Raw genomic sequence first — 26,932 nt, forward strand, 5'->3', positions numbered from 1 at the left:
CCTCCGGCACCACCACCGGACTCCACTCCACCCGCCACAACGACCGGCCCACCACCCCACCAGCCGACTCCAACTGCCCCACCGACACCGGCCGGGTGACCAGGGACTCGACCGTCGCGACCAGTTGGCCCGTAGTGTCCGCGACGCCGATGGCGGAGACCTCCTCGCCGCGTACGCGCCGGATGTGCACGCGCAGGGAGGACGCACCGGCCGCGTGCAGGGAGACTCCGTTCCAGGAGAAGGGCAGCATCGTCGCGCCCTCGTCCTCGTCCGTGCCGTCGAGCAGCAGGTCGACATGCATGGCGGAGTCGAGCAGCGCCGGATGCAGCCCGAAACGAGCCGCCTCCGCGTGCTCCTCCTCGGGCAGCTCCACCTCGGCGAAGACGTCGTCACCACGCCGCCAGGCCGCCTTCAGCCCCTGGAACACCGGACCGTAGCCGTAGCCGCGGTTAGCCAGACGCTCATAGGGCCGTTCGACCTCCAGGCTCTGCGCGCCCGGCGGAGGCCAGGCGGTGAGCTCGAATTCGGGAACGCTCGTAGCACGCCCGAGAAGACCGGTCGCGTGCCTGGTGAAGGGGGCGTCGTCCCCTTCGACCCTCGAATACACCTCCACCGAGCGCAGTCCCGCCTCGTCGGCGGCACCGACCACCACCTGGACCGCCACACCGCCGTCGGCGGGCAGCACCAGCGGCGCCTCAAGGGTCAGTTCCTCCACCACATCACAGGCGACCTGGTCGCCCGCCCGGACGGCGAGTTCCACGAAAGCGGTGCCCGGCAGCAGGACGCGGCCGAGGACGTCGTGGTCGGCGATCCACGGATGCGTGTCCGCCGCCAACCGGCCCGTCAGCACCAGTCCGTCGGAGTCGGGCGACACGACCATCGCGCTCAGCAACGGGTGGTCGACACCCTCCAGCCCGGCGGAACCGACGTCCCCCGCGACGGCACGGGCGACGTCGAGCCAGTAGCGCTCGCGCTGGAAGGCGTAGGTGGGCAGGTCGACACGTCCGGCGCCGCGTCCGGCGTAGAAAGCGGCCCAGTCGACAGTGCCGCCCGAGGCGAACACCTGCCCCAGCGCCGTCACCGCCGTCACATCCTCCGCCCGGTCCTTGCGCAGCACCGGCGCGAACACCACCTCGTCGGCATCGGCGTCGAGGATCTGGCGGGCCAGACCCGTCAGCACCGGGTCCGGGCCGCACTCCACGAACCGCACCACACCCAACTCACGCAGGGCACCAACCCCGTCCGCGAACCGGACCGGCTCGCGCACATGCCGCACCCAGTACCCCGGATCCGTCAACTCCCCCACACCCGCGACCGCACCCGACACATTCGAAACCACAGGCACCGTCGGCTCGGCATACGACAGCGACGCCACGACCGTACGGAACTCGTCCAGCATCGGCTCCATCAGCGGGGAGTGGAACGCGTGCGAGACCCGCAGCCGGCTCACCCTCCGCCCCAGACCCGCGAAGTGCTCACCCACCGTCTCCACGCCGGTCTCGGTGCCGGAGACGACCACGGACGTGGGCCCGTTGACCGCGGCGATCCCCACCCCTTCGGGCAGCACCGGCACAACCTCGTCCTCGGTGGCCTCCACCGCCAGCATCGCCCCACCCGACGGCAACGCATCCATCAACCGCCCCCGTGCCGCGACCAGCGTCGCCGCATCCTCCAGCGACAGGACTCCCGCCACGTGCGCGGCGGTCACCTCACCGATCGAATGCCCCGCCACCACATCCGGGCGCACACCCCACGACTCCACCAACCGGAACAACGCCGACTCCACCGCGAACAATCCAGCCTGCGCGAACACCGTCCGGTTCAGCAGCTCCGCATCCTCACCCCACACCACCCCACGCAACGACCGCCCCAAAAGCGGGTCCAACCGCTCGCACGCCGCGTCGAACGCCGACGCGAACACCGGGAAGGCGCCATACAGCTCACGGCCCATCCCCAGCCGCTGACTGCCCTGACCCGTGAACACCACCGCCGTCTTGCCGTCACGTACCTCGCCGACGGTCGTTCCGGCAGCGGACTCGTCGGCGAGGGTCTCGAGTGCCTCGGCCAGTGCGTCACGCCCGTCGCCGATCACCACGGCACGGTGCTCCAGCGCCGCCCGAGTGGTCGCCAACGCGTGGCCTGCGGGGCGGAGTTCGGCGTCGGTGAGCGTGTCCAGGTGGGTGCGGAGCCGGTCGGCCTGGGCCCGCAGCGCCTGGGGCGTGCGGGCGGAGACCACCCAGGGCAGGAGCCGACTCGTGCCTGATTCGGCGAGGTCGGCGGGGTCGGCCGAGTCGACGGCGGGCTCCGGGGCCGGGGCCTGCTCGATGACGACGTGGGCGTTGGTGCCGCTGATGCCGAAGGAGGAGACGCCGGCCCGGCGCGGCCGGTCGTCGGACGTGGTCGGCCACGCCCTGGCCTCGGTGAGGAGCTGGACCGCGCCCTGGGTCCAGTCGACCTGGGGGCTGGGGTCGTCGGCGTACAGGGTCTTGGGAAGCTGCCCGTGCCGCATCGCCATGATCATCTTGATGACGCCCGCGACACCCGACGCCGCCTGCGTGTGGCCCATGTTCGACTTGACGGAGCCCAGCCACAGCGGACGGTCCTCGGGACGGTCCTGGCCGTACGTCTCCAGCAGCGCCTGCGCCTCGATCGGGTCACCCAGCGTCGTACCCGTACCGTGCCCCTCGACGACGTCGACGTCACTCGTCGACAGATCGGCGCTCGCCAGGGCCTGGCGGATGACCCGCTGCTGCGAGGGCCCGTTCGGGGCGGTCAGGCCGTTGCTCGCGCCGTCGGAGTTGACGGCGCTGCCGCGCAGGAGGGCGAGGACCTGGTGACCGTTGCGGCGCGCGTCGGAGAGCCGTTCGACGAGCAGCAGGCCCACGCCCTCGCCCCAGCCGGTGCCGTCGGCGCCAGCGCCGAAGGACTTGCACCGGCCGTCGGCGGAGAGGCCGCCCTGCCTGCTCATGTCGATGAAGGTGTCCGGGGTGGACATGACCGTGACGCCGCCGGCGAGCGCGAGGGAGCACTCCCCCGAGCGCAGGGCCTGGGCCGCCATGTGCAGGGCGACCAGGGAGGACGAGCACGCGGTGTCGACGGAGACCGCGGGACCTTCGAGGCCGAGGGTGTAGGCGACCCGGCCGGAGACGACGCTGGCCAGGCTGCCGTTGCCGTGGTAGCCCGCCACGTCCTCGGGCAGCGGGCCCAGGCGCAGGCCCCAGTCGTGGTACATCACGCCGGCGAACACACCGGTGTCGCTGCCCTTGAGGCTGTGCGGGTCGATGCCGGACCGTTCCAGGGTCTCCCAGGCGACTTCGAGGAGCAGTCGCTGCTGGGGGTCCATGGCCTGGGCCTCACGCGGGCTGATGCCGAAGAAGTCGGCGTCGAAGAGGGCGGCGTCGTGCAGGAATCCGCCTTCGCGGGCAGAGCTCTTGCCCGGTACGCCCGGCTCGGGGTCGTAGAGGTCGCGGGCCCAGCCCCGGTCGGTGGGGAAGAGCGAGACGACGTCCTCACCCGCCGCGACCGTCCGCCACAGGTCCTCGGGGGACATGATGTCGCCGGGGTAGCGGCAGGCCATGCCGACGATGGCCAGCGGCTCGTCGGTGGTGGTGACGACGGCGGGCCGGCTGCGCCGGGCGTCGGCGACGGGCCCCCCGACCTTGGTGGCGAGGTGTTCGGCGAGCGCGTCCGGTGTCGGGTAGTCGAAGGTGAGGGTGGCACTGAGCCGCAGGCCGGTCGCGGAGTTCAGCCGGTTGCGCAGTTCGACCGCGCCGAGGGAGTCGAAGCCCATGTCGGTGAAGGCGCGTCGCACGCCGATGGCGTCGGCTCCGTCGTGGCCGAGGACGTCGGCGGCCTGTTCGCGGACCAGCTCCAGCAGGCGCTCGGTCAGCTCGGCCCCGTGCAGCCCGGCCCAGCGGCCGGCGGCCTCGGACGCGGTGCGGGCGGCGGGGCCGGCGGCCGTTCGCCGTACGGGCACGCGGACGAGTTCGCGCAGCAGCGGCGGGATACCGTCGGTGCGGGCACGCAGGGCGTCGAAGTCGACCCTCAGCGGGGAGACGGCGGCCGTGCCGGAGGCGACGGCCTGGTCGAACAGGGCGAGGTTGTCTTCCGCGGAGAGTCCCTCCATGCCCAGGCGACGGGCACGCTGCAGGGCGGACGCGTCGAGGTGCGCGCCCATGCCGGCGTCGCCGGTCCACAGCCCCCAGGCGATCGAGGTGGCCGGCAGTCCCTGGACGTGCCGCTGCTCGGCCAGTGCGTCGAGGAAGACGTTGGCGGCGGCGTAGTTGCCCTGGCCGGCCCCGTCGAGGAGACCGGCCATGGAGGAGTACAGGACGAATGCCGCGAGGTCGAGGTCGCGCGTCAGTTCGTGCAGGTGCCAGGCCGCGTCGGCCTTGGGCCGCAGCACGGTGTCGAGCCGGTCGGCGGTCAGGGAGCCGACGAGCCCGTCGTCGACGACGCCCGCGGTGTGCACGACGGCGCCCAGCGGGTGGTCGGCGGGGACGGAGTCGAGGAGTGCGGCCACGGCCCGGCGGTCGCCCACGTCGCAGGCGCTCACGTCGACCCGGGCGCCGTGTGCGGCCAGCTCGGCGACGAGTTCGCGGGCGCCCGGGGCGTCCGGGCCGCGGCGGCTGGTGAGCAGCAGGTGGCGTACGCCGTGGCGGGTGACGAGGTGGCGGGCGAGATGGCCCCCCAGGCCGCCGGTGCCGCCGGTGATCAGTACCGTCCTGTGGTCGTCCCACGGCGTGGGGGCGGCCGCGTCGGTGGCCGGGCCGGCTGCGAGCCGCGGCACCCACAGCGTGCCGCCGCGCAGGGCGGTCTCGGGTTCGCCGGAGGCGAGGACGACACCCGCGACGTCGGTGTCGGCGTCCGTGCCGGTGTCGGTGTCCGTGTCGGTGTCCAGGAGGACGATCCGTCCGGGGTTCTCGGCCTGCGCGGAGCGGATGAGGCCCCAGACCGCTGCCAGGGGCGGTACGGCGGGGTCGTGGCCCGGCACGGTGACGGCGCCGCGGGTGCGGACGAGGAGCACGCTGTCGGCGAGGCGTTCGTCGCCCAGCCAGTTGCGTACGGCCTCCAGGGCCGTGCCGACGGCGCCGCGCAGCCGGGCGGTCAGCTCCGTGCCGGCCGGGGCGTCGGGCAGGGCGAGGACGACGGACGCGGGTGCGCCGTCGGCGGCGTCGGCGAGCCGGTGCAGGGCCTCGGTGCTGCCGTCCCAGGCCAGGGGCGCGGCGGCCGGGGCGGCGGCCGGTGTCAGCGGGCGCCAGGTCACCTGGTGGAGGGCGCCGCCGCGTCCGGTACCGGCGGAGCGCAGTTGTTCGGCGGAGACGGGGCGCAGCACGAGGTTCGCGACGCTCGCGACGGGCAGCCCGTCCGGGTCGGCGAGCGCGATGGTGAGGTCGTCGTCGCCGCCGGGGGTGATGCGGACGCGGACGGTCGAGGCACCCGCGGCGTGCAGGGTGACGCCGTTCCAGGAGAAGGGGATGCGCACCCGGTCGGCGGCCGGCCGCCCGGTGCCGTGGTCGGCGGTGTGCAGGGCGGCGTCGAGGAGGGCGGGGTGCAGTCCGAAGGCGGCCGCGGTGGCCCGCTCGCCGTCGGGCAGGGCGACCTCGGCGAAGATCTCGCCGTCGCGCCGCCAGGCGGCCCTGACGGCCTGGAAGACGGGCCCGTAGCCGTACCCGTCGCGCGCCATGTCCTCGTACAGGGTGGTGGTGTCGAGGGGTTCGGCGCCGGGCGGGGGCCAGTCGGTGAGGCCGGTGCCGGGGGCGGGGGCGGTGCGGGCGAGGAGTCCGAGGGCGTGCCGGGTCCAGGAGGTGTCGCCTTGCTCGGTCCGCGAGAAGATCTCCAGCGGGCGCTGTCCGGCGTCGTCGGCCGCGCCGACCACCACCTGGACGGCGACCGAGGCGTCCGGCGCCAGGACGAGCGGTGTCTGAAGGGTCAGTTCCTCCAGCAGAGCGCAGCCGACCTGGTCGCCGGCGCGGACGGCCAGTTCCACGAAGGCGGTGCCGGGCAGCACGGTGACGTCGGAGATGACGTGGTCGGCGAGCCAGGGGTGGGACTTCAGGGAGAGACGGCCGGTGAGGACGGCGGTGTCGGCGCCCGCCAGGCTGACGGCGGCGCCCAGCAGCGGGTGGTCGACCGCCGTCTGGCCGAGGCCGGGGGCACCACCCGTGGCGGGCGGGGCGGTCAGCCAGTACCGGCGCCGCTGGAAGGCGTAGGTGGGCAGGTCGAGGGGACGGGTGTCCCGGTCGGCGAACAGGGCGGAGCCGTCGAGGGCGGCGCCGTGGGCGTGGGCCCGCGCGATCGCGGTGAGCAGGGTCCGTTCCTCGTCCTGGCCGCGGCGCAGGGCCGGCAGGAAGAGCGTCTCGTCGCCGTCGGCGGACTGCTGGGCGAGGGCGGAGAGTACGGCGTCGGGTCCGAGTTCGAGGAAGGTGCCGACGCCGCTCCCGGCGAGGTGGCGCACCCCGTCCGCGAAGCGGACCGCCTGGCGGACGTGGTCCACCCAGTACCGGGGTGAGCAGAGCTGCTCGGTGGTGGCCAGGCGCCCGGTCACGTTGGACACGACGGGGATGGTGGGCGCCGAGTAGGTGAGGATCTGCGCGATCCGCTCGAACTCCGCGAGCATGGGTTCCATGAGGGGCGAGTGGAAGGCGTGCGAGACCCTCAGCCGGCTCACCTTGCGGCCCAGCGCGGAGAAGTGGTCGGCGACGGTCTCGACGGCTTCGCGCGTGCCGGAGACCACGACCGCGGCTGGCCCGTTGACGGCCGCGATGCCGACCGACTCGCCGAGCAGGGGGAGGACTTCGTCCTCGGTGGCCTGCACCGCGAGCATGGCACCGCCCTCGGGCAGTTCCTGCATGAGCCGGCCGCGGGCGGCGACCAGGGTGGCGGCGTCGTCCAGGGAGAGCACGCCGGCCGCGTGGGCGGCGGTCAGTTCGCCGATGGAGTGTCCGGCGAGGAAGTCGGGGCGCAGGCCCCAGGACTCGACCAGCCGGAACAGGGCGGTCTCGACCGCGAAGAGGGCGGCCTGGGCGTACGCGGTGCGGTCGAGCAGCGCCGCTTCGGGTGATCCCTCCGCCGCGAACAGTACGTCGTAGAGGGGCTGTTCGAGCTGCAGGTCCAGATAGCCGGCGACCTCGTCGAGTGCCTTGGCGAACACCGGGAACGCCTCGTACAGGCCCCGGCCCATGGCGAGGCGCTGGCTGCCCTGTCCGGTGAACAGGAAGGCGACGCCGCGTCCGTGCGCGGTGCCGCGGAACAGGTCGGGAGTGCTCCGCCCGTCGGCGAGTGCCCGCAGTCCCTCGCGCAGTCCGGTACGGTCCCCGACGACCAGTACGGCACGCTCCTCTAGCGCGGCCCGGGTGGTGGCCAGGGAGTGGCCCAGGTCGGCCGGTGCGCAGTTCGCGTCCGCCTCGACGAGGTCGAGCAGCCGGGCGGCCTGGTCGCGCAGCGCGGGCTCGGTGCGGGCCGAGACCGGGACGAGGACGGCGCCGGCGGAGCCGGCCGGCGGCTGGGCGCGGGGTCCCACCTCCTCCGGCTCGGGCTCTTCGAGGATGACGTGGGCGTTGGTGCCGCTGACCCCGAAGGCGGACACGCCCGCGCGCCGGGGTTCGTCCCCGGCAGGCCACGGGACGGGTTCGGTGAGCAGCCGGACGTCGCCCGCGGACCAGTCCACGTTGGGCGAGGGCGCGTCGACGTGCAGGGTGCGGGGCAGGACGCCGTGGCGCATCGCCTCGATCATCTTGATCAGGCCGGCGACGCCGGCCGCGGCCTGGGTGTGCCCGATGTTGGACTTCACCGAGCCCAGCCACAGCGGATGTCCCTCGGTGCGGCCCTGTCCGTAGGTGGCGACGACGGCCTGGGCCTCGATCGGGTCGCCGAGGGTGGTTCCGGTGCCGTGCGCCTCCACGGCGTCGACCTGGTCCGCCACCAGGCCGGCCCGGGCCAGGGTGTGGCGGATGAGGCGCCGCTGGGAGGCGCCGTTCGGTGCGGTGAGCCCGTTGCTGGCGCCGTCCTGGTTGATGCCGCTGCCGCGGACGACCGCGAGGACGCTGTGTCCGTTGCGCCGGGCGTCGGAGAGCCGCTCCACGACCAGGATGCCGACGCCCTCGGCGAAACCGGTGCCGTCGGCGGCCGCCGCGAAGGCCTTGCAGTGGCCGTCGGGGGCGAGGCCGCGCTGCCGGCTGAACTCGGTGAACGTGGCGGGGCTGCCCATCACCGTCGCCCCGCCCGCCAGCGCGAGGGAGCACTCGCCGCGGCGCAGTGACTCCGCGGCCAGATGCAGCGAGACGAGGGAGCTGGAGCAGGCGGTGTCGATGGTGAGTGCCGGGCCTTCGAGGCCGAGGGTGTAGGCGACCCGTCCGGAGGCGATGCTCAGCGCGCTGCCGGTCAGCAGGTAGCCGTCGGTGCCCTGGGCGTCCTCGTGGGAGCGGACGCCGTACTCGTGGGCTCCGGCGCCGACGAAGACGCCGGCCCGGCTGCCGCGCAGCGAGGTCGGGTCGATGCCCGCCCGTTCCACCGCCTCCCACACGGTTTCGAGCAGCAGCCGCTGCTGGGGGTCCATGGCGAGTGCCTCACGCGGGCCGATGCCGAAGAACTCGGCGTCGAACTCCGCTACTTCGGTGAGGAATCCGCCCTTGCGCACATGGCTGCGGCCCGGGGCGTCGGGGTCGTCGCCGAAGAGGCGGTCGGGGTCCCAGCCGCGGTCGTCGGGGAAGTCGCCGACGACCGTGCGCTCCTCGGTGACGACCCGCCACAGGTCCGCCGGGGACGAGATGCCCCCGGGGAAGCGGCACCCGATGCCGACGACGACGATCGGCTCGTCGTCGTGGAAGGCGGGCGGCTCGGGCTCACCGGCGTCGTCGGACAGACCGAGCACCTCGGCCCGCAGGTGGTCGGCGAGCAGACCGGGGGTCGGGTACTCGAAGGCAACGGTGACCGGCAGCGCGAGTCCGGTGGCGGAATTGAGACGCGCGTGCATCTCGACCAGGCCCAGCGAGTCCAGCCCCAGCTCGCGGAATGGGCGTGCGATGTCGACATCGCCGTCCTCGTCGGGGCGGACCTTCCGCAGCATGATCCGAGTCTGTTCCCGCACCAGATCGAGCAGCATTCGGCGCTGCTCGGAAATCGGCAATTCCGCCAGCTCACGCATGAGACGCGAACGGTCGACCGGCGTGCCCTCGTCGCCGGCGGAAAGGAAAATCCCAGACTCGCTCATCGAGGCACACTCCACGTTATCGATTAGTCCCGCAGACAGACCTCACCCGGGTCGCCGCGCAACGGCACGCTACGTCAGATAAAAGCCGGGCCGTCACCCCTAGTCACCCCTAGGCCCCACCCGGATCTTCCGACCTGGGAATATAAGGGGAGATGGGGATCCACAGAAGGGGGCGGCGGGCGCCCCAGAGTACGCCGGAAAACCTTGCCCGCCACTACCGCACATGATAGGAATCCGGTCAACAGTCCGAGATTTGCGTAATACCGGCCGCAGAATTGAGCGTCCGTTCACGCATCCGACCGGCCTCGAAAACGTCGTGCTCAACACTTCAGGTCCGACTGCGTGTATGCCCCGCCGCCGGATTTGCAAAGATGCGACGAATCCCGGGCCAACCAGAACCCGCCGCCCGTCTTGGGGGAAGATTCACGTGAGCTTGCGTCAAGAGATGTCCGTGTCGGTTTCCGCGCCGGTCGACCGACTGCACGACTTCATGCTCGCCTGGGCCAGGGTGACGCCCGACGAACCGGCCGTGGTCGAGGCCGGCCCGGACGGGGAGACCGCCGTGGTCACCACCTACCGGCAGCTGGAGCAGCGGGTCCACGAGTACGCGTCCGTCCTCGACGGGCTCGGCCTCGACATGGGTGAGCGGGTGGTCCTGGAGTCGGACACCTCGTCCTCGGCCATAGCGATGTTCCTGGCGTGTTCGTCGCTGGGCCTGGCCTTCGTGCCGGTCAGCCCCGAGACGCCGCTGAAGCGACTGCTGACGATCGTCGAAACGACGGAACCGGGTCTGTACGTCCAGGCGCTGGAGGGCAAGCGGGAGGGTCTGCCCGCGGGTCTGGGCGTCGCGCGGTTCGGGCCGCAGGGCCTGACGGTGGAGCGGCGGCCCCGGCCGCGGATCCGGCACCGCCGCGAACCGGTCGGCACGGACACCGCCTACATGATCTTCACGTCGGGTACGACCGGCCGCCCCAAGGGCGTGGTGATGAGTCACCGCGCCGTCGTGTCGTTCTACCGGGGCATGCTCCAGCACGCCATCGTGGGCAGCGACGCCCGGGTCGCCACGACCTCACCGCTGCAGTTCGACTTCTCCCTGCTGGACATCGGCCTGGCACTGGGCAGCGGGGCGGCCGTGGTGCCGGTCCCCCGGGACACGCTGCGCTGGCCGCGGCGGTTCGTGAAGTTCCTGAAGGACATGGAAGTGACCCAGGTGGACGGGGTGCCCTCGATCTGGCGCTCGGCCCTGAAGCACGAGAGCGAGCAGCTGGCCTCGCTCGACCGGCTGCGCGGGGTGCTGTTCTGCGGCGAGGACTTCCCGCTGCCGGAGCTGCGCCTGCTGCAGCGGCTGCTCCCCAAGGCCCGGCTCGTCAACTGCTACGGCGCCACGGAGACCATGGCCTGCTCGTTCACCGACGTGCCCAATCCGCTGCCGGCGGACCTGGAGAAGCTGTCCATCGGGTTCGCCCACCCCGGCGCGGAGATGATGATCGTCGACGAGTCGGGGCAGGTGATCGAGGAGCCGGGCGTGCAGGGCGAGATCCACCTGCGTACCCCCGCCCTGTTCACCGGCTACTGGGACGACGTGGCGGCCACCCGCCGGGCCCAGGTCCCCGACCCGCTGAACCCCCGCTCGGGCCAGCTGGTCCTGCGTACCGGAGACCTCGCCCACCGGGGCCGCGGCGGGGAGATGTACTTCTGCGGCCGGGTCGACTCCCAGGTGCAGATCCGCGGCAACCGGGTGGAGATCGGTGAGGTGGAGCGCAAGATCCTGGAGTTCCCGGGGGTCACCGCGGCCGCCGTTCTGGTGGTGCGGCGGCCGGAGCGCGAACCGGTGCTGGGGGCGTTCGTGTCGATGGCCCGGGACTCGACGGCGCCCAAGGGGACCGAGCTGAGCGCGTTCTGCGCGGAGACGCTGCCCGCCTACATGACACCCAAGGAGTTGCACGTGGTGGCCGAGTGGCCCGTGACCGTGCACGGCAAGACCGACCGGGCCGCGCTGGCGGCCGTGGCCGGCCTCTGACCGGTCCCGGGCACCAGGGGGTGAAGGCCCACCGCTTCCCAGCGGTGGGCCTTCACCCCCTTCCCCGGGAAGCGGGGACCGGCCCTTGCAGGTGGGCGGCCGGTTAGAGCACTGTATGAGACGAATGTATATGACGTCGACTAAGGTTGAAGCATGGGACATCGCGAGGACTTGCTCATCGGCGCCAAGCGCTGCTTGATCGAAAAGGGGTACGGTCGTACGACGACGCGCGACATCGTCGCCGCGTCCGGTGCGAACCTTGCGTCCATCGGTTACCACTACGGTTCGAAGGAGGCGTTGCTGAACGCCGCGCTCCTGGAGGCGCTGGACGACACCGGCAAGGAGATCTCACCCACCCAGGTCCCCGATGTCGATCCCCACGCCACACCGGTCGAGCGGTTCGAGGCGGTCTGGTCGCACATCGTGGAGCGGTATCAGACCAACCAGCAGCTGCTGCTGGCCAGTTTCGAGGTGTTCGCCCAGGTGGACCGGGTCCCGGACCTGAAGCCGGCGCTCGCCGACGGCGTCGAGCAGGGCCGGACCGCCATGATGGAGTTGTTCAAGAACATCGCGGGTGAGAGCGCCGACGAACTGGACGAGGCGTCGATGCGCGCGGTGGGCGCCTTCTTCCAGGCGATGGCCACCGGCGTCATGGCGCAGTGGCTGGTCGACCCCGACCGCGCCCCCACGGGCCACGACCTGACGCTGGCCCTGCGGGCCATGCTGCGCTGGTCCGAGGCGAAGGCACCCGAGGCCGCACAGGCCTGACCCGGCACCGCCGGCGGGCGTCGGGGCGCCACGGCGCCCGAAACGCCACCGGCCGACCCTGGGGGAGGGTCGGCCGACACGGACGCGGGGCGGGGATCAGACGATGCGGCGCAGCACGAAGTCGTTGGCCACCTCGCCGCGGAAGAGGTACTCGGGACGTCCGCTGAGCACGTAGTCGCCGTGCGGCGTGGGCAGGACGTCCGTGGGGTTCTTCTCGGGCCACGCCTCGTGGTGCACGGTCTTCGCGGCGGACCAGTCCTCGTCCTCCGGGTTGAGGACGATCACCGCGTCCTCGCCGTTCTCGTTGGCCAGCGCGTTGCTGACCACCACCATGCTGCCGTCGGCACGCAGGGCGAACGCGTCCCCGCCGACGATGGGGCCGCCCGACATCTCGACCTGGCGGACCTCCCCGGTGTCGGTGGACACCCGGGCCAGCAGACCCGTGGTGTAGTGCAGCGCCAGCAGGAATCCGCCCGGGTGCACCCGCAGGCCGATCACGCCGGCCCCGGTGCCCAGCTCCCAGCCGGGCGACAGCGTCGGGCTGTCCACCAGCACCTCGGCCTTGCCGTCCACCGTGACCCGGTAGATCTTGTTGGCCGCCGGGTCGCTCACGTATGCGGTGCCGTCCTGGTCCAGCGCGATCCGGTCGGCGGCGTGCATGGGCTCCTCGCCGAGGGCCAGGTCGACCAGGAACTGCTCCTCACCGGTGGCCAGGTCGTACACCGCCATGCCGGACGCCTTGAGGTTGGTCTCCGGAGTGGAGCGGGCGCCGATACCGAGGTCGTGGTAGCCGAGCAGCAGCCGGTTGCGGGGCACGTCGACGGTGATGCCGACGGTCGAGACGATCCTCGGGTCGGGGTCGGTCACCAGCGGGGTGATCCGGCCGTGGCCGTCTACGATCGAGGCGGTGCCGTGCCGGGTCGAGCTGACCAGGAACGCCTGGCGGTTGGGGTCCCAGTCGACGCCCTCGGGGTGCAGGGAGTCGGCGTGTCCGGTGATGACGTCGGCGAAGGGACCGTCGTGGCCGGGAGTGCTGCTGGCGGACATGGTGTTCTCCTGTTTCGTGCGGATGGGTCGGTGATCGTGGTACGGGCCGGCGGGGCGCCCAAACGGTGCCGGGACGCCGGTCAAAGTGCGGACGGGACGTCGAGGAGACGCCCCGCCTCGGCACGCAGCCGGTTGCGGTCGACCTTGCGGTTGGAGTTCAGGGGGAAGTCCTCCACGTGCCGGTAGTGCTTGGGGACCATGCCCTGCGGGAGCAGCGCGCGCAGGCGGCCCGCGAGGGCGGCGGGGGAGGCCGGGAGGCCGGTGTAGAAGACGACCAGTTCCGTGCCGGTCTCCGTCGTCCTGGGCACGACGACCGCCTCCTGCACCTCCTCGCAGGCGCGGAGCGCGTGCTCGACCTCGGCCAGTTCCACCCGCCAGCCCTGGACCTGCACCTGGGCGTCGAGACGGCCGAGGTAGACGAGTTCTCCGTTGTCCAGCCGCCGCACCCGGTCACCGGTGCGGTACCAGGTGCGGGAGTCGTGTTCGAGGAAGCGTCCGCGGTCGTGCTCGGGGTCGAGGTAGCCGGTCGTCATCTGCGGCCCGGCGATGATCAGTTCGCCCTCCCCGTCGGTGGGCCGGCCGTCCTCGTCGAGCAGCAGGTGGTCGTGGCCCTCGTGGACGGTGCCGATGGGGACCAGGCCGTTGACGCACAGCGCCGGGGACGTCTCGGCGGACCAGCGGTGACCCGTGATGGTGACGGTCAGTTCGGTGGGCCCGTAGATGTTCTCCAGCGTGGAGGCGGGCGCGGCCTCCTGCCAGAGGGCCGCGTCCCGGTCGCGCAGCGCCTCCCCCGCGAACAGGCTCCAGCGCAGGCCGGACAGCGCGCCGGGGGCGAGCCCGCCGGTGCGGCGGATCAGGGAGATGGTGCTAGGCGTGGAGAACCAGACCGTCATCCGGCGCTCGGCGACGAACGCGGGCAGGTCGCGGTAGGCCTGGAGGGGTACGGGACTGATACTGCCGCCGGCGCCCCAGGCGCAGAACATGTCGAACATCGCGCAGTCGAAGTTCACGTCGAAGGTCTGCGAGAAGACGTCGTCCGCGTCGAAGCGGTAGCGCTCGTCCATGAGCCGGAAGTAGTGGGTGGTGCTGCCGTGCGAGATGGGCACGCCCTTGGGCCGGCCGGTCGAGCCCGAGGTGAACAGGATGTACGCGCGGTCGTCTGGGGCGACCGGCCGGGGCTCGTCCAGGGCGTCCTGGGCCGACACCCCGATGCGCCGGGCGCCACCCACGCCGTCGGCGGCGAACGGGGCGAGCACGGGCAGCCGGCTGTCGGGTCCCACGGCCTCGCTCAGCGCGGCGAGTCCGGCGTCGTCCGCCAGCACCACCGAGACGCCCGCGTCCTGCAGCATGCTCCGGGTGCGGTCCGCGGGGAAGCCCGGGTGCAGGGGTACCACGGTGGCCCCGGTGTACAGCCCGGCGAGGATCCCGGCGTACGACTCCAGCCCCTTGGCCGCCAGGACACCGACGGCCCGCGGCGGCCCGGCGGGTGCGGCGAGCAGGGAGCCCGCCCACTGCAGGGCCAGCTCGTGCATCTCCTCGTAGCTGACCGTCCGCCCCTCCGTGTGCAGGGCCGGGCGCCGCCCCGACACGGAGAGCCCGCGCAGGAACCGCTCGTGCAGCGCGTCCTCGATCGTTTTCAACATACTCTCTCCGAATAGGGGGCTTCGCCGCTCGATTAGGGGGTAACGCGCCCGATTTCCAGGCGGCGGTCGGAATATATTCGTCCCGGGACCCATTTACTCGGGGAAAGGATCATTTCATGTGGGACGAAAAGTTCGAGAAGACCTTGCGCAAGAATCTGCCGTTTCTCGGTGACGGCGAAGAACTGGATGCCGGAGCCGATCTGCGTGACCTCGGTCTGGATTCGCTGGGAACCGTCGAACTACTGGCCTCGCTGGAGAGCGCGTACGACGTGCGTTTTGTCGACGACGCCCTGACGATGGACAATTTCTCGACGCCCGGCTCCCTGTGGAATGCGCTGTCCGGACTGCTCGGCGGCCCCGGCCGCTGAGCGGCCGGACCGTCCTTCGGTGACGGGACCGTCACCGAAGGACGCGCCACCGGCTCCCGCACCGGGCTGTCGTCACCCCCTGTCTCAGACGGCGACGACAGCCCGGCGCGGGCGCATGGCCGTTCGGGGGTTGGCCGGCACGACGTCGAAGTTCCGCGTGGTCACGCCGACCCTGCCGAACAGACTGTCGGGACCGCACACGTACATCCGCCCGACGTCGAACCGTTCCTTGAGCGTGTCCACCACCGCGGGCCAGCGCACCGGCAGTACATAGCCGTCCAGGAACATCTGCCGGACCTGCTCACCGGTGGTGAGGACGGTGCCGTCCTGGTCCGCGACGAGGGGCAGCGCCGGGTCGGCGAACCGGATCCCGGCCAGGACCTCCGCGTCGATCCGGTCGCGCAGGGCGCCGAACGCGCTGCAGTGCATGGGCGGACGCATGGTGTAGAGGGGCATGCCGCCCAGGGAGCGCAGCTGCTTCTCCATCCACTCCACACTGCCGCCGTCCAGCGAGACCATGTAGAAGTCGTCGTCGATGTGGCAGGACAGGTCGAACCACTCGCCGCGGTCGTTCAGTTCGGACAGCACCTCGTCCAGCTGCTCGCGCGGCGTGCGGGTGAAGGAGAGCGTCACCGCGTCCCGGTACTCCCGCGCGAAGTAGTCGTTCTCGCAGCGGGCCATGCTCGCGGTCATCCGCACGGCGTCGGAGAAGCTCAGCACGCCGGAGAAGACCGCGGCGGCCTTGCCGCCGAAGCTCGGACCGGCGATCACGTCCGGGCTCATGCCGTGCTCCTCCTCCGCCCAGTGCGCCAGGGCGACGCAGTTGACGAAGAAGGCGACCTGGGCGTACTCGGTGTAGTCGCCGTCGGCCTCGCGGTAGCGGTCGAACAGCGAGTAGCCGAGCGCCTCGTCCGCGATCCGCAGAAGCCGGCGGGCGTGCGAGTTGATCAGCATGAACTTCGCCACGTCCGCGAAGCGGATGGGCGCCATGCCGGGGAAGACGAGTGCGCTGCGGGTGTCGAGTTCGGACTGTGTGGTCATCTGTGCTGTTCACTCCTCGGCAAACGGCAAACGGCAAACGGCAGGGGCTGGAGCCGGCGCGGACCTACGGGACGAGCTTGGTGAAGGCCTCTTCGACGCGGTCGAGGACGGCACGCACATGCGGCACGGCCAGCGGGTCGGCCGCGGCCAGCGACTCCTCCTGCTGCTCGGCCGTCGTGCCGTAGAGCATGCTGGTGGCGGCCTTGAAGCGCAGCGCGTGCTCGTCGTCGCCGAGGTGGTGGCCGGCCAGTACGACGATCCCGAACTCGTCCAGCAGGTGCTGGAACAGCGAGGCCGAGTCGGTGACACCGAGGAACCCGAGGCGCGCGCGCAGCGGCTCGAAGTCGGGGTAGACGTAGAAGGCGCCGGTCGGCGGCCGGCACACGGCACCGGTGGCCACCATGATGCGGTGCACGTCACGGGCGACCGCGCCGTGCAGCCGGGCGGTCGCCGCCAGCCTCGCCCGGATCTCCGGCGGTTCGGCGAACGCGTAGGCGGCCACCTCCTGCATGGGTCCGGCGAGCGTGGACCACACCTCGCTGGCCGCGGAGATCACCCCGTCGCGCACCGCCCGGCCCCACTCCCCCGCGGGGAAGCGGGCCCCGCCGATCCGCCAGCCGCCCAGCGCGAGGCTCTTGCTCAGGCCGGTGGTGACCACGGTGCGGTCCGGGGCGACTTCGGCCGGACTCAGTACCGGGGTCGAGGGGTCGTGCACGACGTCCCGGTAGATCTCGTCCGAGACGATGAGCAGGTCCTCCTCCTCCGCGACGGCGCAGATCTCGCGCACCAGAGCGGGCGGGGCGAGGGTGCCGGTCGGGTTGTCGGGCAGGGTGAGGACGACGATCCGCGGGTTGCCGCCGCGGGCGCGGGCGGTCCGGACGGCCTCGCGCAGCGCGGTCGGCTCGGGCACCCCGCCGCACTCGTCGGGTATGGCCACCCCGATGGCCTGCTTGCCCATGTACCGGGCCTGGGGGGCGTACGTGTTCCAGCAGGGCCTCGGCAGCAGCACGTCCCCGGGGACGGTCATGTGCAGGGCCATCAGCAGCGGCTTGCTGCCGGGGGCGAGGACCACCTGGTCGGCGTCCGTGGGCAGCCGCCGACGGGAGAAGTAGCCGGCCAGCGCCTCGCGTACGTCCTCGGCGCCCGCGACGGGACCGTAGGCGTTGCGGCGGGCACCCGCCGCCAGCCGGTCCGCCAGCGGGGCGAACGCGGGCAGCCGGGCCTCGCCGAACCCGAGGTGCACGAGGGACTCTCCGGCGGCGACCCGCTCCGCCACGAGTTGGTTGAGGGCGAGATTGGGGGACACGTTCCGGCCTGACATGGCCGTCTCCTTTCGGATCCTGCCTGCCGTCAGGCCTTGGGGGAGCCGCCGTCGAACGCGGCCCTGAGGTCGGCGGGGGTGTCGGGATCCAGTTCGAGGTCGTCGACCCACGCGGCGTCGGGCGTGTGACGGGCCCGGAAGGCCCGGCCGACCAGGTCGGGATTGCGTGCCTGCAGCATCCGTAGCTGGAAGTAGCTGCCCTGCGGGGTGTGCGCCACACCGTCCACGGCGACCTTGCCGGGGGTCGCGGACATCACCGGTCCGCGCACGGTACGGGCCAGGCCGGGCAGGGCCCGGTACGCGTCCTGGAAGATCTCCACGGCGTCGGCCAGCGGGACCTTGAAGTAGCCGTAGGGCCCCGTGTCGCGCTCGACGAACATGTAGTACGGGACGGCGCCGACGGCCAGCTCCGCCCGCCACATCTCGTTCCACACCGCGGCGTCGTCGTTGACGTGGGCGATGAGCGGGGCCTGGCAGTAGACGAGCGCGCCGGCGGCGCGGATACGGGAGACCGCCCGGCGGGCAAGGTCCGTGTCCAGCTCGCGGGGATGGCTGAAGTGTGCCATCACCGCCAGGTTCCGGCCCGAGTCGACGACCTTCTCGAACAGCGACAGCACGTCGTCCGCGTCCTGGTCGCCGACGAAGCGGTGCGGCCAGTAGGCGATGGACTTGGTGCCGATACGGATGGTCCGCACGCTCTCCACGGCGAGCAGCGGTTCGAGGTGGGAGCGCAGCCGCTCCGTGCTCATCACCATCGGATCGCCGCCGGTGACGAGCACGTCACTGATCTCCGGGTGCTTGCGCAGATAGCCGATCAGCTGATCCGGGGTGGACGCCGCGAACCGCAGGTCGGCGTCGCCGACGAACTGCGCCCAGCGGAAGCAGTACGTGCAGTAGCTGTGGCAGGTCTGGCCCTGGCCCGGGAAGTAGAGCACCGTCTCCCGGTACTTGTGCTGCATGCCGGGCAGGTCGGCGCCTTCGTCCTTGGGCACGTTGAGTTCACGCTGCCCGGAGGGGTGCGGGTTGAGCCGCGAGCGGATCTCCGCGACGACCTCCTTGCGCTCGGCCCGCGAGCCGCCCTCCAGGGCCCGTGCCACGCGGGCCTCGTCCTCCAGGGCGAGCATCCCCCGCTGCGGGAAGACCAGCTGGAACATCGGGTCGTCCGGGATGTTCTCCCAGTCGATGAGCTGCGAGAGCACGTACTCGTTCACCCGGAACGGAAGGACCTCGGAGACCACGCGCACCGTCTCGCACAAGTCCGGCGACATCCCGTAGCGCTTGGCGATCTCGTCGATCTGGCGTGGTCCGTAGGCACGGAAACGCACTGTCTCGAATGAGCTGAGAGTCAGCTGGGACATTCGATAATTCCTCCGGTTTCCTGGACCACGGACGATCTGAGAGCGCGGAATTTCCAGCAATTGCTGAAGCATGGGAGTTGGTGAAACGGCACGACCGAGCAGATGGATTCGTCATCGAAGTGACTGCGGTCTTAAAGTCCGTTGATTTCCCCTAGCATTCAGAGTACGCGCCCTGAAGCTGTTCCCACGGTAGTTCACATCTGGCCACCGGAACCCCTAGGCCCACCCCTGCCCTGCCCTTAACCTCTGTTTTCCGAGCCGCAGGGGTCAGCACTCCGGGCCGGTCAGGAGACCCGGCCGTCGAGTTCGGCCAGGTAGTCGCGGAGCACCTGGAGGAACCGCTCCGGCTCTTCGAGGTGCGGCATGTGACTGGACTCCTCGAGAACCGTCCACCGCACGTCCGGGACGAGGTCGAGGAAGGGGCGCACCGTGGCCGGAGTGGCCTCGTCGTGCCCGCCGGTGAGGATCAGCGTCGGCACCCGCACGTCCGCGCAGTCCTCCACCACGGACCAGTCGCGCAGGGTGCCGATCACATGGAACTCGTTGGGACCGTTCATGGTGTAGTAGACGGTCGGGTCGTTGTAGACCTCCATGAACGAGGCCATGAAGTCCCGCGGCCACGGGTCGATCCGGCACACGTGCCGGGCGTAGTAGGGGCGCATGGCGTCGAAGTACTCGTCGCTGTCGGTGGTGCCGGCGGCCTCGTGCCGCAGCAGCGTGTCGTTGACACCCGGCGGCAGCCGGTCACGCAGCAGCTTGGCCTCCTGCAGCCACAGCGGATACGAGGCCGGGGAGTTGGCCACCACCAGTCCGCGCAGGCCCGCAGGCCCGCGCGCGGCGTGCCGGACGGCGAGCATGCCGCCCCACGACTGGCCGAACAGCACGTAGTCGTCGGCGATGCCGAGGTGGTCGAGCAGGTTGTCCAGCTCGGCCAGGAACAGGTCCACGGTCCAGAAGTCGGCGCCCCGGTCCGGCAGGTGGGTGGAGCCGCCGTTGCCGATCTGGTCGTAGTGGACGACCGGCCGGCCGTCCTCGGCCAGGGCGGTGAGGTTCAGCAGGTAGTCGTGGGTACTGCCCGGGCCGCCGTGCACCACCACGAGCGGGGTCCGGCCGGATCGGAGGTCGCCGGTGACGCGGAACCAGGTCTGGTGCTCACCGAACGGCGCGGCGCCCTTGGCGCTTGGTGCCACATGCATGTCAGACACTTCCAAGAGGTGGTCGGGAACGAATGGACGGGCGATTGGGGGGGTCACCCCTGGTCGTCGGTGGGAAGACCCTCCAGCGCCATGCTGATGAGGGACTCGGTGTCCATCTCGTCGATGGACTCGTCGTCGTCCTCCGCGCGGTCCGCCCGGCCCGCCCCGTCCGAGAGCGGCGCACCCGGTGCACCACCGAGCTCCAGCAGGGCCTCCATCAGTCCCGCGTCCCGCAGCCGGCTGAACGGAATGGCCTGGAGGATGCGCCGGACCTCGGCCTCCTCCGCGTCGCCGGCGGCCTGGGCGGGAGCCAGCTCCTCGTGCAGCCGCTCGGCGAGGACCCGCGCGTTGGGGTAGTCGAACACCAGCGTCGCCGGCAGCCGCAGCCCGGTGGCCGAGTTGACCTGGTTACGGAACTCCACCGCGCTCAGCGAGTCGAAGCCGAGGTCCTTGAACGCCCGGTCCGGCTCCACCTCCGCCGGGCTCGCGTGCCCGAGAACGGTCGCGGCCTGGGCACGCACCACGTCCAGCAGCTCCGCCACCCGCCCTTCCGGTGTCAGCGTCGCGAGCCGCTCCCGGAGCCCCGCCCCGGCCCCCTCGGCGGCGGACGAGCCCGCCGCGACCGAGCGGCGCACCGGACCGCGCACCAAGTTGCGGTAGACAGCGGGCAGTTGGTCACCGGCCTCGCGCAGCACACCGGTGTCCAGACTGATCGGCACCAGCGCCGCCCGGTCCATGGACACGGCGGTGTCGAACAGTGCGAGTCCCTGCTCAGGACTCAGGGCACCGATACCCACCCCCGCCATGCGCCGGCGGTCCGCCTCGGACAGCTCGCCCGCCATCCCGGCGTCACCGCCCCACAGCCCCCACGCCAGCGACTGCCCGGCCAGGCCCCGCGCCCTGCGGTGCTGGGCCAGGGCGTCCAGGAAGGCGTTGGCCGCCGCGTAGTTGCCCTGCCCCGCGTTGCCGAGGGTGCCCGCGGCCGAGGAGAACATCACGAACGCCGAAAGGTCCATGTCCTCGGTCAGTGTGTGCAGGTTGAGTGCCGCGTCGACCTTGGGGCGCAGCACCGTGGCCATCCGCTCCGGAGTGAGGGAGGCGAGGGCCGCGTCGTCGAGAACACCCGCCAGGTGCACGACCCCGGACAGCCGACGCCCCTTCAGCAGGGAGGCCACCGCCTCACGGTCGGCCATGTCACAGGCGGCGATCTCGACCCGGGCGCCCAGCTCGTCCAGCTCGTCCCGCAGCCGCGTGAGCTCCGGCGCCGCGTCCCCGCGCCTGCTGGTCAGCAGCAGGTCCCGGACGCCGTACCGGGTCACGAGGTGATGGGAGAACAGCCGCCCGAGCATGCCGCCCGCGCCAGTGATCAGCACCGGGCCCTCACCGTCGAAGCGAGTGGCACGGGCGGTGCCGTCCCCGACCGCGACCGGCACCCTGGCCAGCCGAGCGGCCCGCAGCGCGCCGTCGCGTACGGCGATCTGCGCTTCGGCGGAGGCCACCAGACCGGCGAGCAGCGCGGCCGTGGCCGGGTCGTCGTCCGCGGCCTCCGTGTCGAGGTCGGCCAGCACGATCCGGTCCGGGTGCGCCAGTTGCGCGGCCCGGGTCAGGCCCCACACGGCGGCCGCGGCCAGATCGGTGACGTCCTCGCCCTCCGTCGCGACCGCACCCCTGGTGAGCACGACCAGCTTCGCGGCCGAGGAGGTGTAACGCGCGTCTCCGGTCCAGGCCTGGAGCACTCCGAGCACCCGCCGGGTCGCCTCACGCACGGAGTCACCGTCCGCGAGCCCGCCGTCGGCAGCCTCGTCGCACCGCAGGACCACGATCTCCGGTACGTCCGGCAGGGTCCCGTCGTCCGCGACGTGGGCGACCTCCTCCCAACGGCGCCACGCCACCGGCGCCGCCCCGGCCGGGCCCGCCGCCGGAGCCGGTACGGGCGTCCAGTCCAGGCCGAACAGGGAGTCGTGGGTCGCCGAGTTCCCGGCCAGCTGATCGTCGGAAACCGGCCTGGAGAGCAGCGAGCCCACCGAGGCAACCGGCACCCCCCGGGTGTCGGCGAGGGTCACGGACACGGTGTCCTCACCTTCCGTGGACAGCCGGACCCGGACGGTCGAGGCACCGGTGGCATGCAGAACCACGTCGGACCAGGCGAACGGCAGCAGCCGGCCCGAACCCCCGGAACCGGTACCCGTACCCGTACCCGTACGGGCATCGTCGTCGGATCCCGGGGCGCCGTGCAGCAGGGCCGCGTGCAGGGCCGCGTCGAGCAGTGCCGGGTGCACACCGAAGGCGGCCGCGTCAGCCTGCGCCTCCTCGGGCAGTTCCACCTCGGCGAAGATCTCGTCACCGCGCCGCCAGGCGGCCTTCAGCCCCTGGAACACCGGTCCGTAGCCATACCCCTGGCCGAGCAGTACCTCGTACGCGTCCGCGACGTCGACCGGTGTGGCACCGGCCGGCGGCCACACCGCCAACTCCTCCGCCGAGGCGACCGGGGTCGCGGTACTGACCGCGCCCTGCGCGTGCAGCAGCCAGGGCATCGTCTCGCGCCCCGACCTCTCCGTGCGCGAGTGGATCGTGACCGTGCGGGCCCCGGACTCGTCGGCGCCCGTGAGGCCGACCTGCAGCTGGACGGCACCGTCCTGCGGGATGACCAACGGGGTCTGGAGGGTGAGTTCGTCGAGCTGGGTGCAGCCGACCTGATCGGCGGCGTGCAGGGCCAGTTCGACCAGTCCGGTGCCGGGGAAGAGGATCGTGTCGCCGACGACGTGGTCGGCCAGCCAGGGCTGGGTACCGACCGAGAGCCGCCCCGTCAGCAGCAGCCCGTCGCTGTCGGCGAGGGTGAGTGCGGCCTTCAGCAGCGGGTGCTCGGCGGTGTCGAAGCCAGCGGCCCCGAGATCACCACCACCGACCTGCGCGTCGACCCAGTACCGGCGCCGCTGGAAGGCGTAGGTGGGCAGGTCGACACGTGCGGCGCCGCGTCCGGCGTAGAAAGCGGCCCAGTCGACGGTGCCGCCCGAGGCGAACACCTGCCCCAGCGCCGTCACCGCCGTCACATCCTCCGCCCGGTCCTTGCGCAGCACCGGCGCGAACACCACCTCGTCCGCGTCGGCGTCGAGAGCGTCCAGGGTCTGGCGGGCCAGGCCCGTCAGCACCGGGTCCGGGCCGCACTCCACGAACCGCACCACACCCAACTCACGCAGGGCACCCACCCCGTCGGCGAACCGCACCGGCTCGCGCACATGCCGCACCCAGTACCCCGGATCCGTCAGCTCCCCGGCGCCCGCGACCGCGCCCGACACATTCGACACGACGGGCACAGTCGGTTCCGCATACGACAGTGAGGTGACCACGGCGCGGAACTCGTCGAGCATCGGTTCCATCAGCGGGGAGTGGAAGGCGTGCGAGACCCGCAGTCGGCTCACCCTGCGCCCCAGCCCGGTGAAGTTCTCACCCACCGCGTCGACACCGGTTTCGGTGCCGGACACGACCACGGACGTGGGCCCGTTGACGGCGGCGATCCCCACCCCTTCGGGCAGCACCGGCACAACCTCGTCCTCGGTGGCCTCCACGGCCAGCATCGCCCCACCCTGCGGCAGCGCGTCCATCAACCGCCCGCGTGCCGCGACTAGTGTTGCCGCGTCCTCCAGCGACAGGACTCCGGCTACGTGCGCAGCGGTCACCTCGCCGATCGAATGCCCCGCCACCACATCCGGGCGCACACCCCAGGACTCCACCAACCGGAACAACGCGCTCTCCACGGCGAAGAGCCCGGCCTGTGCGAACACGGTCCGGTTCAGCAGATCCGCGTCCTCACCCCACACCACCTCACGCAACGACCGGCCCAGCAGACCGTCCAACTGCTCGCACGCCGCGTCGAAGGCCGACGCGAACACCGGGAAGGCGTCATACAGCTCCCGGCCCATGCCCAGCCGCTGACTGCCCTGACCCGTGAACACCACCGCGGTCCGGCCACCGGGACGGGCCCGCACCACCGAGCCCTCGATCGAGCCGAGTGCGCCCAGCAGTTCGTCCCGGTCCCGGCCCACCACCACCGCACGCCGCTCCAACGCAGCCCGCGACGACACCAACGACAACCCCACATCCACCGGCGACAACGCGGCATCACCATCGACGTAGGCACGAAGCCGCTCCGCCTGCGCCACCACCGCAGGCACCCCACGCCCCGACACCACCCACGGCACCGCCGACGACCCCACCGGAGCACCCGGAGTCTCCGCCTCCACCGGTTCCACCGCCGGGGGCTCCTCCACGATCACATGCGCGTTCGTGCCGCTGATCCCGAAGGACGAGATGCCCGCACGCCGCGGCCGCCCGTCCTCCAGCGCCGGCCACTCCCGCGCCTCCGTCAGCAGCTGGACGGCGCCCTCATCCCAGTCGACGTTCGGGCTGGGGGCGTCCACGTGCAGCGTCTTCGGCATCACGCCGTGCTGAATCGCCATGACCGACTTGATGATGCCGCCGACCCCGGCGGCGGCCTGCGCGTGACCGATGTTGGACTTGATGGAGCCCAGCCACAGCGGACGGTCCTCGGCACGGTCCTGACCGTAGGTGGCCAGCAGCGCCTGCGCCTCGATCGGGTCACCCAGCGTCGTACCCGTACCGTGCGCCTCGATCAGGTCCACGTCGCCCGACGTCAACCCCGCCCCGGCCAGTGCCTGGCGGATGACCCGCTGCTGCGAGGGCCCGTTCGGGGCGGTCAGGCCGTTGCTGGCGCCGTCCTGGTTGATGGCGCTGCCGCGCACCACGGCCAGCACCGGGTGATCGTTGCGGCGCGCGTCCGACAGACGCTCCACCAGCAGCATGCCCACGCCCTCGCCCCAGCCGACGCCGTCGGCCGCGGCGGCGAAGGACTTGCAACGGCCGTTGGCCGCCAGACCGCGTTGCCTGCTGAACTCGATGAACATGCCGGGCGTCGACATCACGGCGACGCCGCCCGCCAGCGCCAGGGAGCACTCCCCGGAGCGCAGCGCCTGGATAGCCATGTGGAGTGCGACCAGGGAGGACGAGCACGCCGTGTCCACGGTCACCGCCGGACCCTCAAGACCCAGGGTGTAGGAGACGCGGCCCGTCACCAGGCTGCCTCCGCTGGTGGTGGCGGCTTCGTCGCCGAGGCCGTAGTCGTGGTACATCACACCGGCGAACACGCCCGTCGCAGTGCCCTTGAGAAGACCAGGATCGACCCCGGCGCGTTCGAGGGCCTCCCACGCGGTCTCCAGGAGCAGGCGCTGCTGCGGGTCCATGACCAGCGCCTCGTTCGGGCTGATACCGAAGAAGTCGGGGTCGAAGTCCGCCGCGTCGTAGAGGAATCCGCCCTCCTTCGCGTACGTCTTCCCCGCCCGCCCGGGCTCCGGGTCGTACACCCCGGCGTCCCAGCCACGGTCGGAGGGGAACTCCGACACGGCGTCCACCCCGTCCGACACCAGCCGCCACAGGTCCTCGGGCGACGCCACACCACCCGGGAAACGGCACGCCATCCCCACGATCGCGATCGGGTCGTCGTCCTCGGCACGCCGTACGACGGCCACCGGCGCGGACGGTGCCTGCTCGGCTCCGCCCAGCGCGGTGTCGACGTACTCGACCACCGCTTGTGCGCTGGGGTAGTCGAAGACGAGCGTCGCGGGCAGCCGCAGTCCGGTCACCTCGTTCAGCCGGTTGCGCAGTTCGACCGCCGACAGCGAGTCGAAGCCGAGGTCCTTGAACGCCCGGTCCGGCTCCACGGAGTCGATCGACGTGTGGCCCAGGACTCCCGCCACCCCTGCCCGTACGACGCTCAAGAGCTCGCGCCGCCGCTCGTCACCGGTGAGCGGGGCCAGGCGCTGGGCCAGCGTCGTGCCGTCCGACGGTGTGCCGACCGCCTGCCGCACACGGGTCCTGACCATCCCTTGGAGGAGGGCGGGGAGTTCATCACCCCGCGACGCCAACGCCGCCGCATCGATCCGCAACGGAACCTGCACCGGATCACCAGGCCGCTCCAAAGCCGCGTCCAGCAACGCCAACGCCTCATCCACCGGCAACGCCGGAAGACCCAGCCGCGCCATCCGCACCTCGGCATCACCCCGAGACCCACCACCCCCCAACCCACTCTCCGCAGCCCACAAACCCCACGCAAGCGACGTGGCAGGCAGACCCCGCCCATGCCGGAACTGCGCCAGCCCGTCCAGGAACGTATTCGCCGCCGCGTAGTTGGCCTGCCCCGCCGCCAGCACCATCCCACCCGCCGACGAGAACAACACGAACGCCGCCAACTCCATCCCCGCCGTCAGCTCATGCAAATACCACGCACCATCCGCCTTCGGACCCCACACCCGCTCCAACCGCGCCACATCCATGTCCTGCACCAACGCGTTGTCCATCACCCCCGCCGCATGCACCACACCCCGCAACGGACGCCGCGCATCAAACCCCTCCAACAACGACACCACCGCATCCCGGTCGGCCACATCACACGCCACCACCGACACCCGCGCCCCCGCACCCTCCAACTCCGCCACCAACTTGGCCGCACCCGGAGCACCCGCCCCACGCCGACTCGTCAGCACCACATCCCGCACCCCGTACGACACCACCAGATGCCGGGCCACCACCGCACCCAGACCACCCGTCCCACCCGTCACCAACACCGCACCACCCGACAAAGACGCCCGCACACCATCACCGCCACCGGAGCCGGCGGACGGGAGGGCACGGACCAGACGCGGCACAAGCACCCGCCCGTCCCGCACCGCGACCTCCGCCTCCCCCGAAGCCGCCGCTCCCGCGACCAGCCCGGCACCGTCATCCGCACCCGGATCCAGATCAAGCACCGTCAGCCGGCCCGGATTCTCCGCCTGCGCCGCACGCAGCACACCCCACACACCCGCCACCGACACATCCACACCATCACCCGGCACCACACCCACCGCACCACGCGTCACCACCACCAACCGCGACGCCACCGCCCG

General features: G+C 71.9%; 11 protein-coding genes. 3 read left to right on the forward strand and 8 right to left on the reverse strand.

What is annotated here, in order from left to right:
• The coding region (locus ACH4D3_RS40920) for an SDR family NAD(P)-dependent oxidoreductase (RefSeq protein ID WP_398332840.1) at positions 1-9,067 on the reverse strand (9,067 nt) is incomplete at its 3' end.
• Between the two features lie 577 nt (positions 9,068-9,644).
• Here ACH4D3_RS40920 and ACH4D3_RS40925 point away from each other — a divergent pair.
• The gene (locus ACH4D3_RS40925; RefSeq protein ID WP_398332849.1) at positions 9,645-11,231 is read left to right on the forward strand and encodes an AMP-binding protein; all 1,587 of its coding nucleotides are present in this window, start codon (positions 9,645-9,647) and stop codon (positions 11,229-11,231) included.
• A 153-nt stretch (positions 11,232-11,384) separates the two neighbouring features.
• Positions 11,385-11,999 (forward strand): TetR/AcrR family transcriptional regulator, encoded by a 615-nt coding sequence (locus ACH4D3_RS40930; protein ID WP_385975586.1) that lies wholly within the window; start codon positions 11,385-11,387, stop codon positions 11,997-11,999.
• Positions 12,000-12,095: 96 nt separating this feature from the next.
• Here ACH4D3_RS40930 and ACH4D3_RS40935 read toward each other — a convergent pair whose 3' ends face one another.
• Both ACH4D3_RS40935 and ACH4D3_RS40940 read right to left on the reverse strand, forming a co-directional pair.
• Entirely contained in the window at positions 12,096-13,046 is a 951-nt protein-coding gene (locus ACH4D3_RS40935) for a gluconolaconase (protein WP_398332841.1), read from the reverse strand.
• An 80-nt stretch (positions 13,047-13,126) separates the two neighbouring features.
• A complete protein-coding gene (locus ACH4D3_RS40940; RefSeq protein ID WP_398332842.1) occupies positions 13,127-14,689 on the reverse strand; it encodes an AMP-binding protein in 1,563 nt (520 codons plus the stop codon).
• Positions 14,690-14,805: 116 nt separating this feature from the next.
• On the opposite strand from ACH4D3_RS40940, the gene ACH4D3_RS40945 reads away from it, so the two are divergent.
• Positions 14,806-15,057 carry an acyl carrier protein gene (locus ACH4D3_RS40945; RefSeq protein WP_398332843.1) on the forward strand — a complete coding sequence of 84 codons (252 nt, stop codon included), beginning with the start codon at positions 14,806-14,808 and terminating at the stop codon, positions 15,055-15,057.
• Positions 15,058-15,141: 84 nt separating this feature from the next.
• Here the strand turns inward: ACH4D3_RS40945 and ACH4D3_RS40950 are convergent, their stop codons facing one another.
• The 5 genes from ACH4D3_RS40950 to ACH4D3_RS40970 form a co-directional block, all read right to left on the reverse strand.
• Positions 15,142-16,098: an ACP S-malonyltransferase gene (locus ACH4D3_RS40950; RefSeq protein ID WP_398332844.1), complete on the reverse strand. Its 957-nt coding sequence runs from the start codon at positions 16,096-16,098 to the stop codon at positions 15,142-15,144.
• A gap of 64 nt (positions 16,099-16,162) precedes the next feature.
• Positions 16,163-17,419, reverse strand: a complete 1,257-nt coding sequence (locus ACH4D3_RS40955) for a pyridoxal phosphate-dependent aminotransferase (protein ID WP_398332845.1) — start codon at positions 17,417-17,419, stop codon at positions 16,163-16,165.
• 29 nt (positions 17,420-17,448) lie between these two features.
• On the reverse strand, positions 17,449-18,777 hold the full coding sequence (locus ACH4D3_RS40960; protein ID WP_398332846.1) for a KamA family radical SAM protein: 1,329 nt from the start codon (positions 18,775-18,777) through the stop codon (positions 17,449-17,451).
• A 284-nt stretch (positions 18,778-19,061) separates the two neighbouring features.
• Positions 19,062-19,973: a proline iminopeptidase-family hydrolase gene (locus ACH4D3_RS40965; RefSeq protein WP_398332847.1), complete on the reverse strand. Its 912-nt coding sequence runs from the start codon at positions 19,971-19,973 to the stop codon at positions 19,062-19,064.
• A 53-nt stretch (positions 19,974-20,026) separates the two neighbouring features.
• Positions 20,027-26,932, reverse strand: a 6,906-nt coding sequence (locus ACH4D3_RS40970; RefSeq protein WP_398332848.1) for a type I polyketide synthase, incomplete at its 5' end; no start/stop codon positions are given.

Origin of the sequence: Streptomyces sp. NPDC018026, from assembly GCF_044327745.1 — a bacterium.
Classification (GTDB): domain Bacteria; phylum Actinomycetota; class Actinomycetes; order Streptomycetales; family Streptomycetaceae; genus Streptomyces; species Streptomyces rubrogriseus.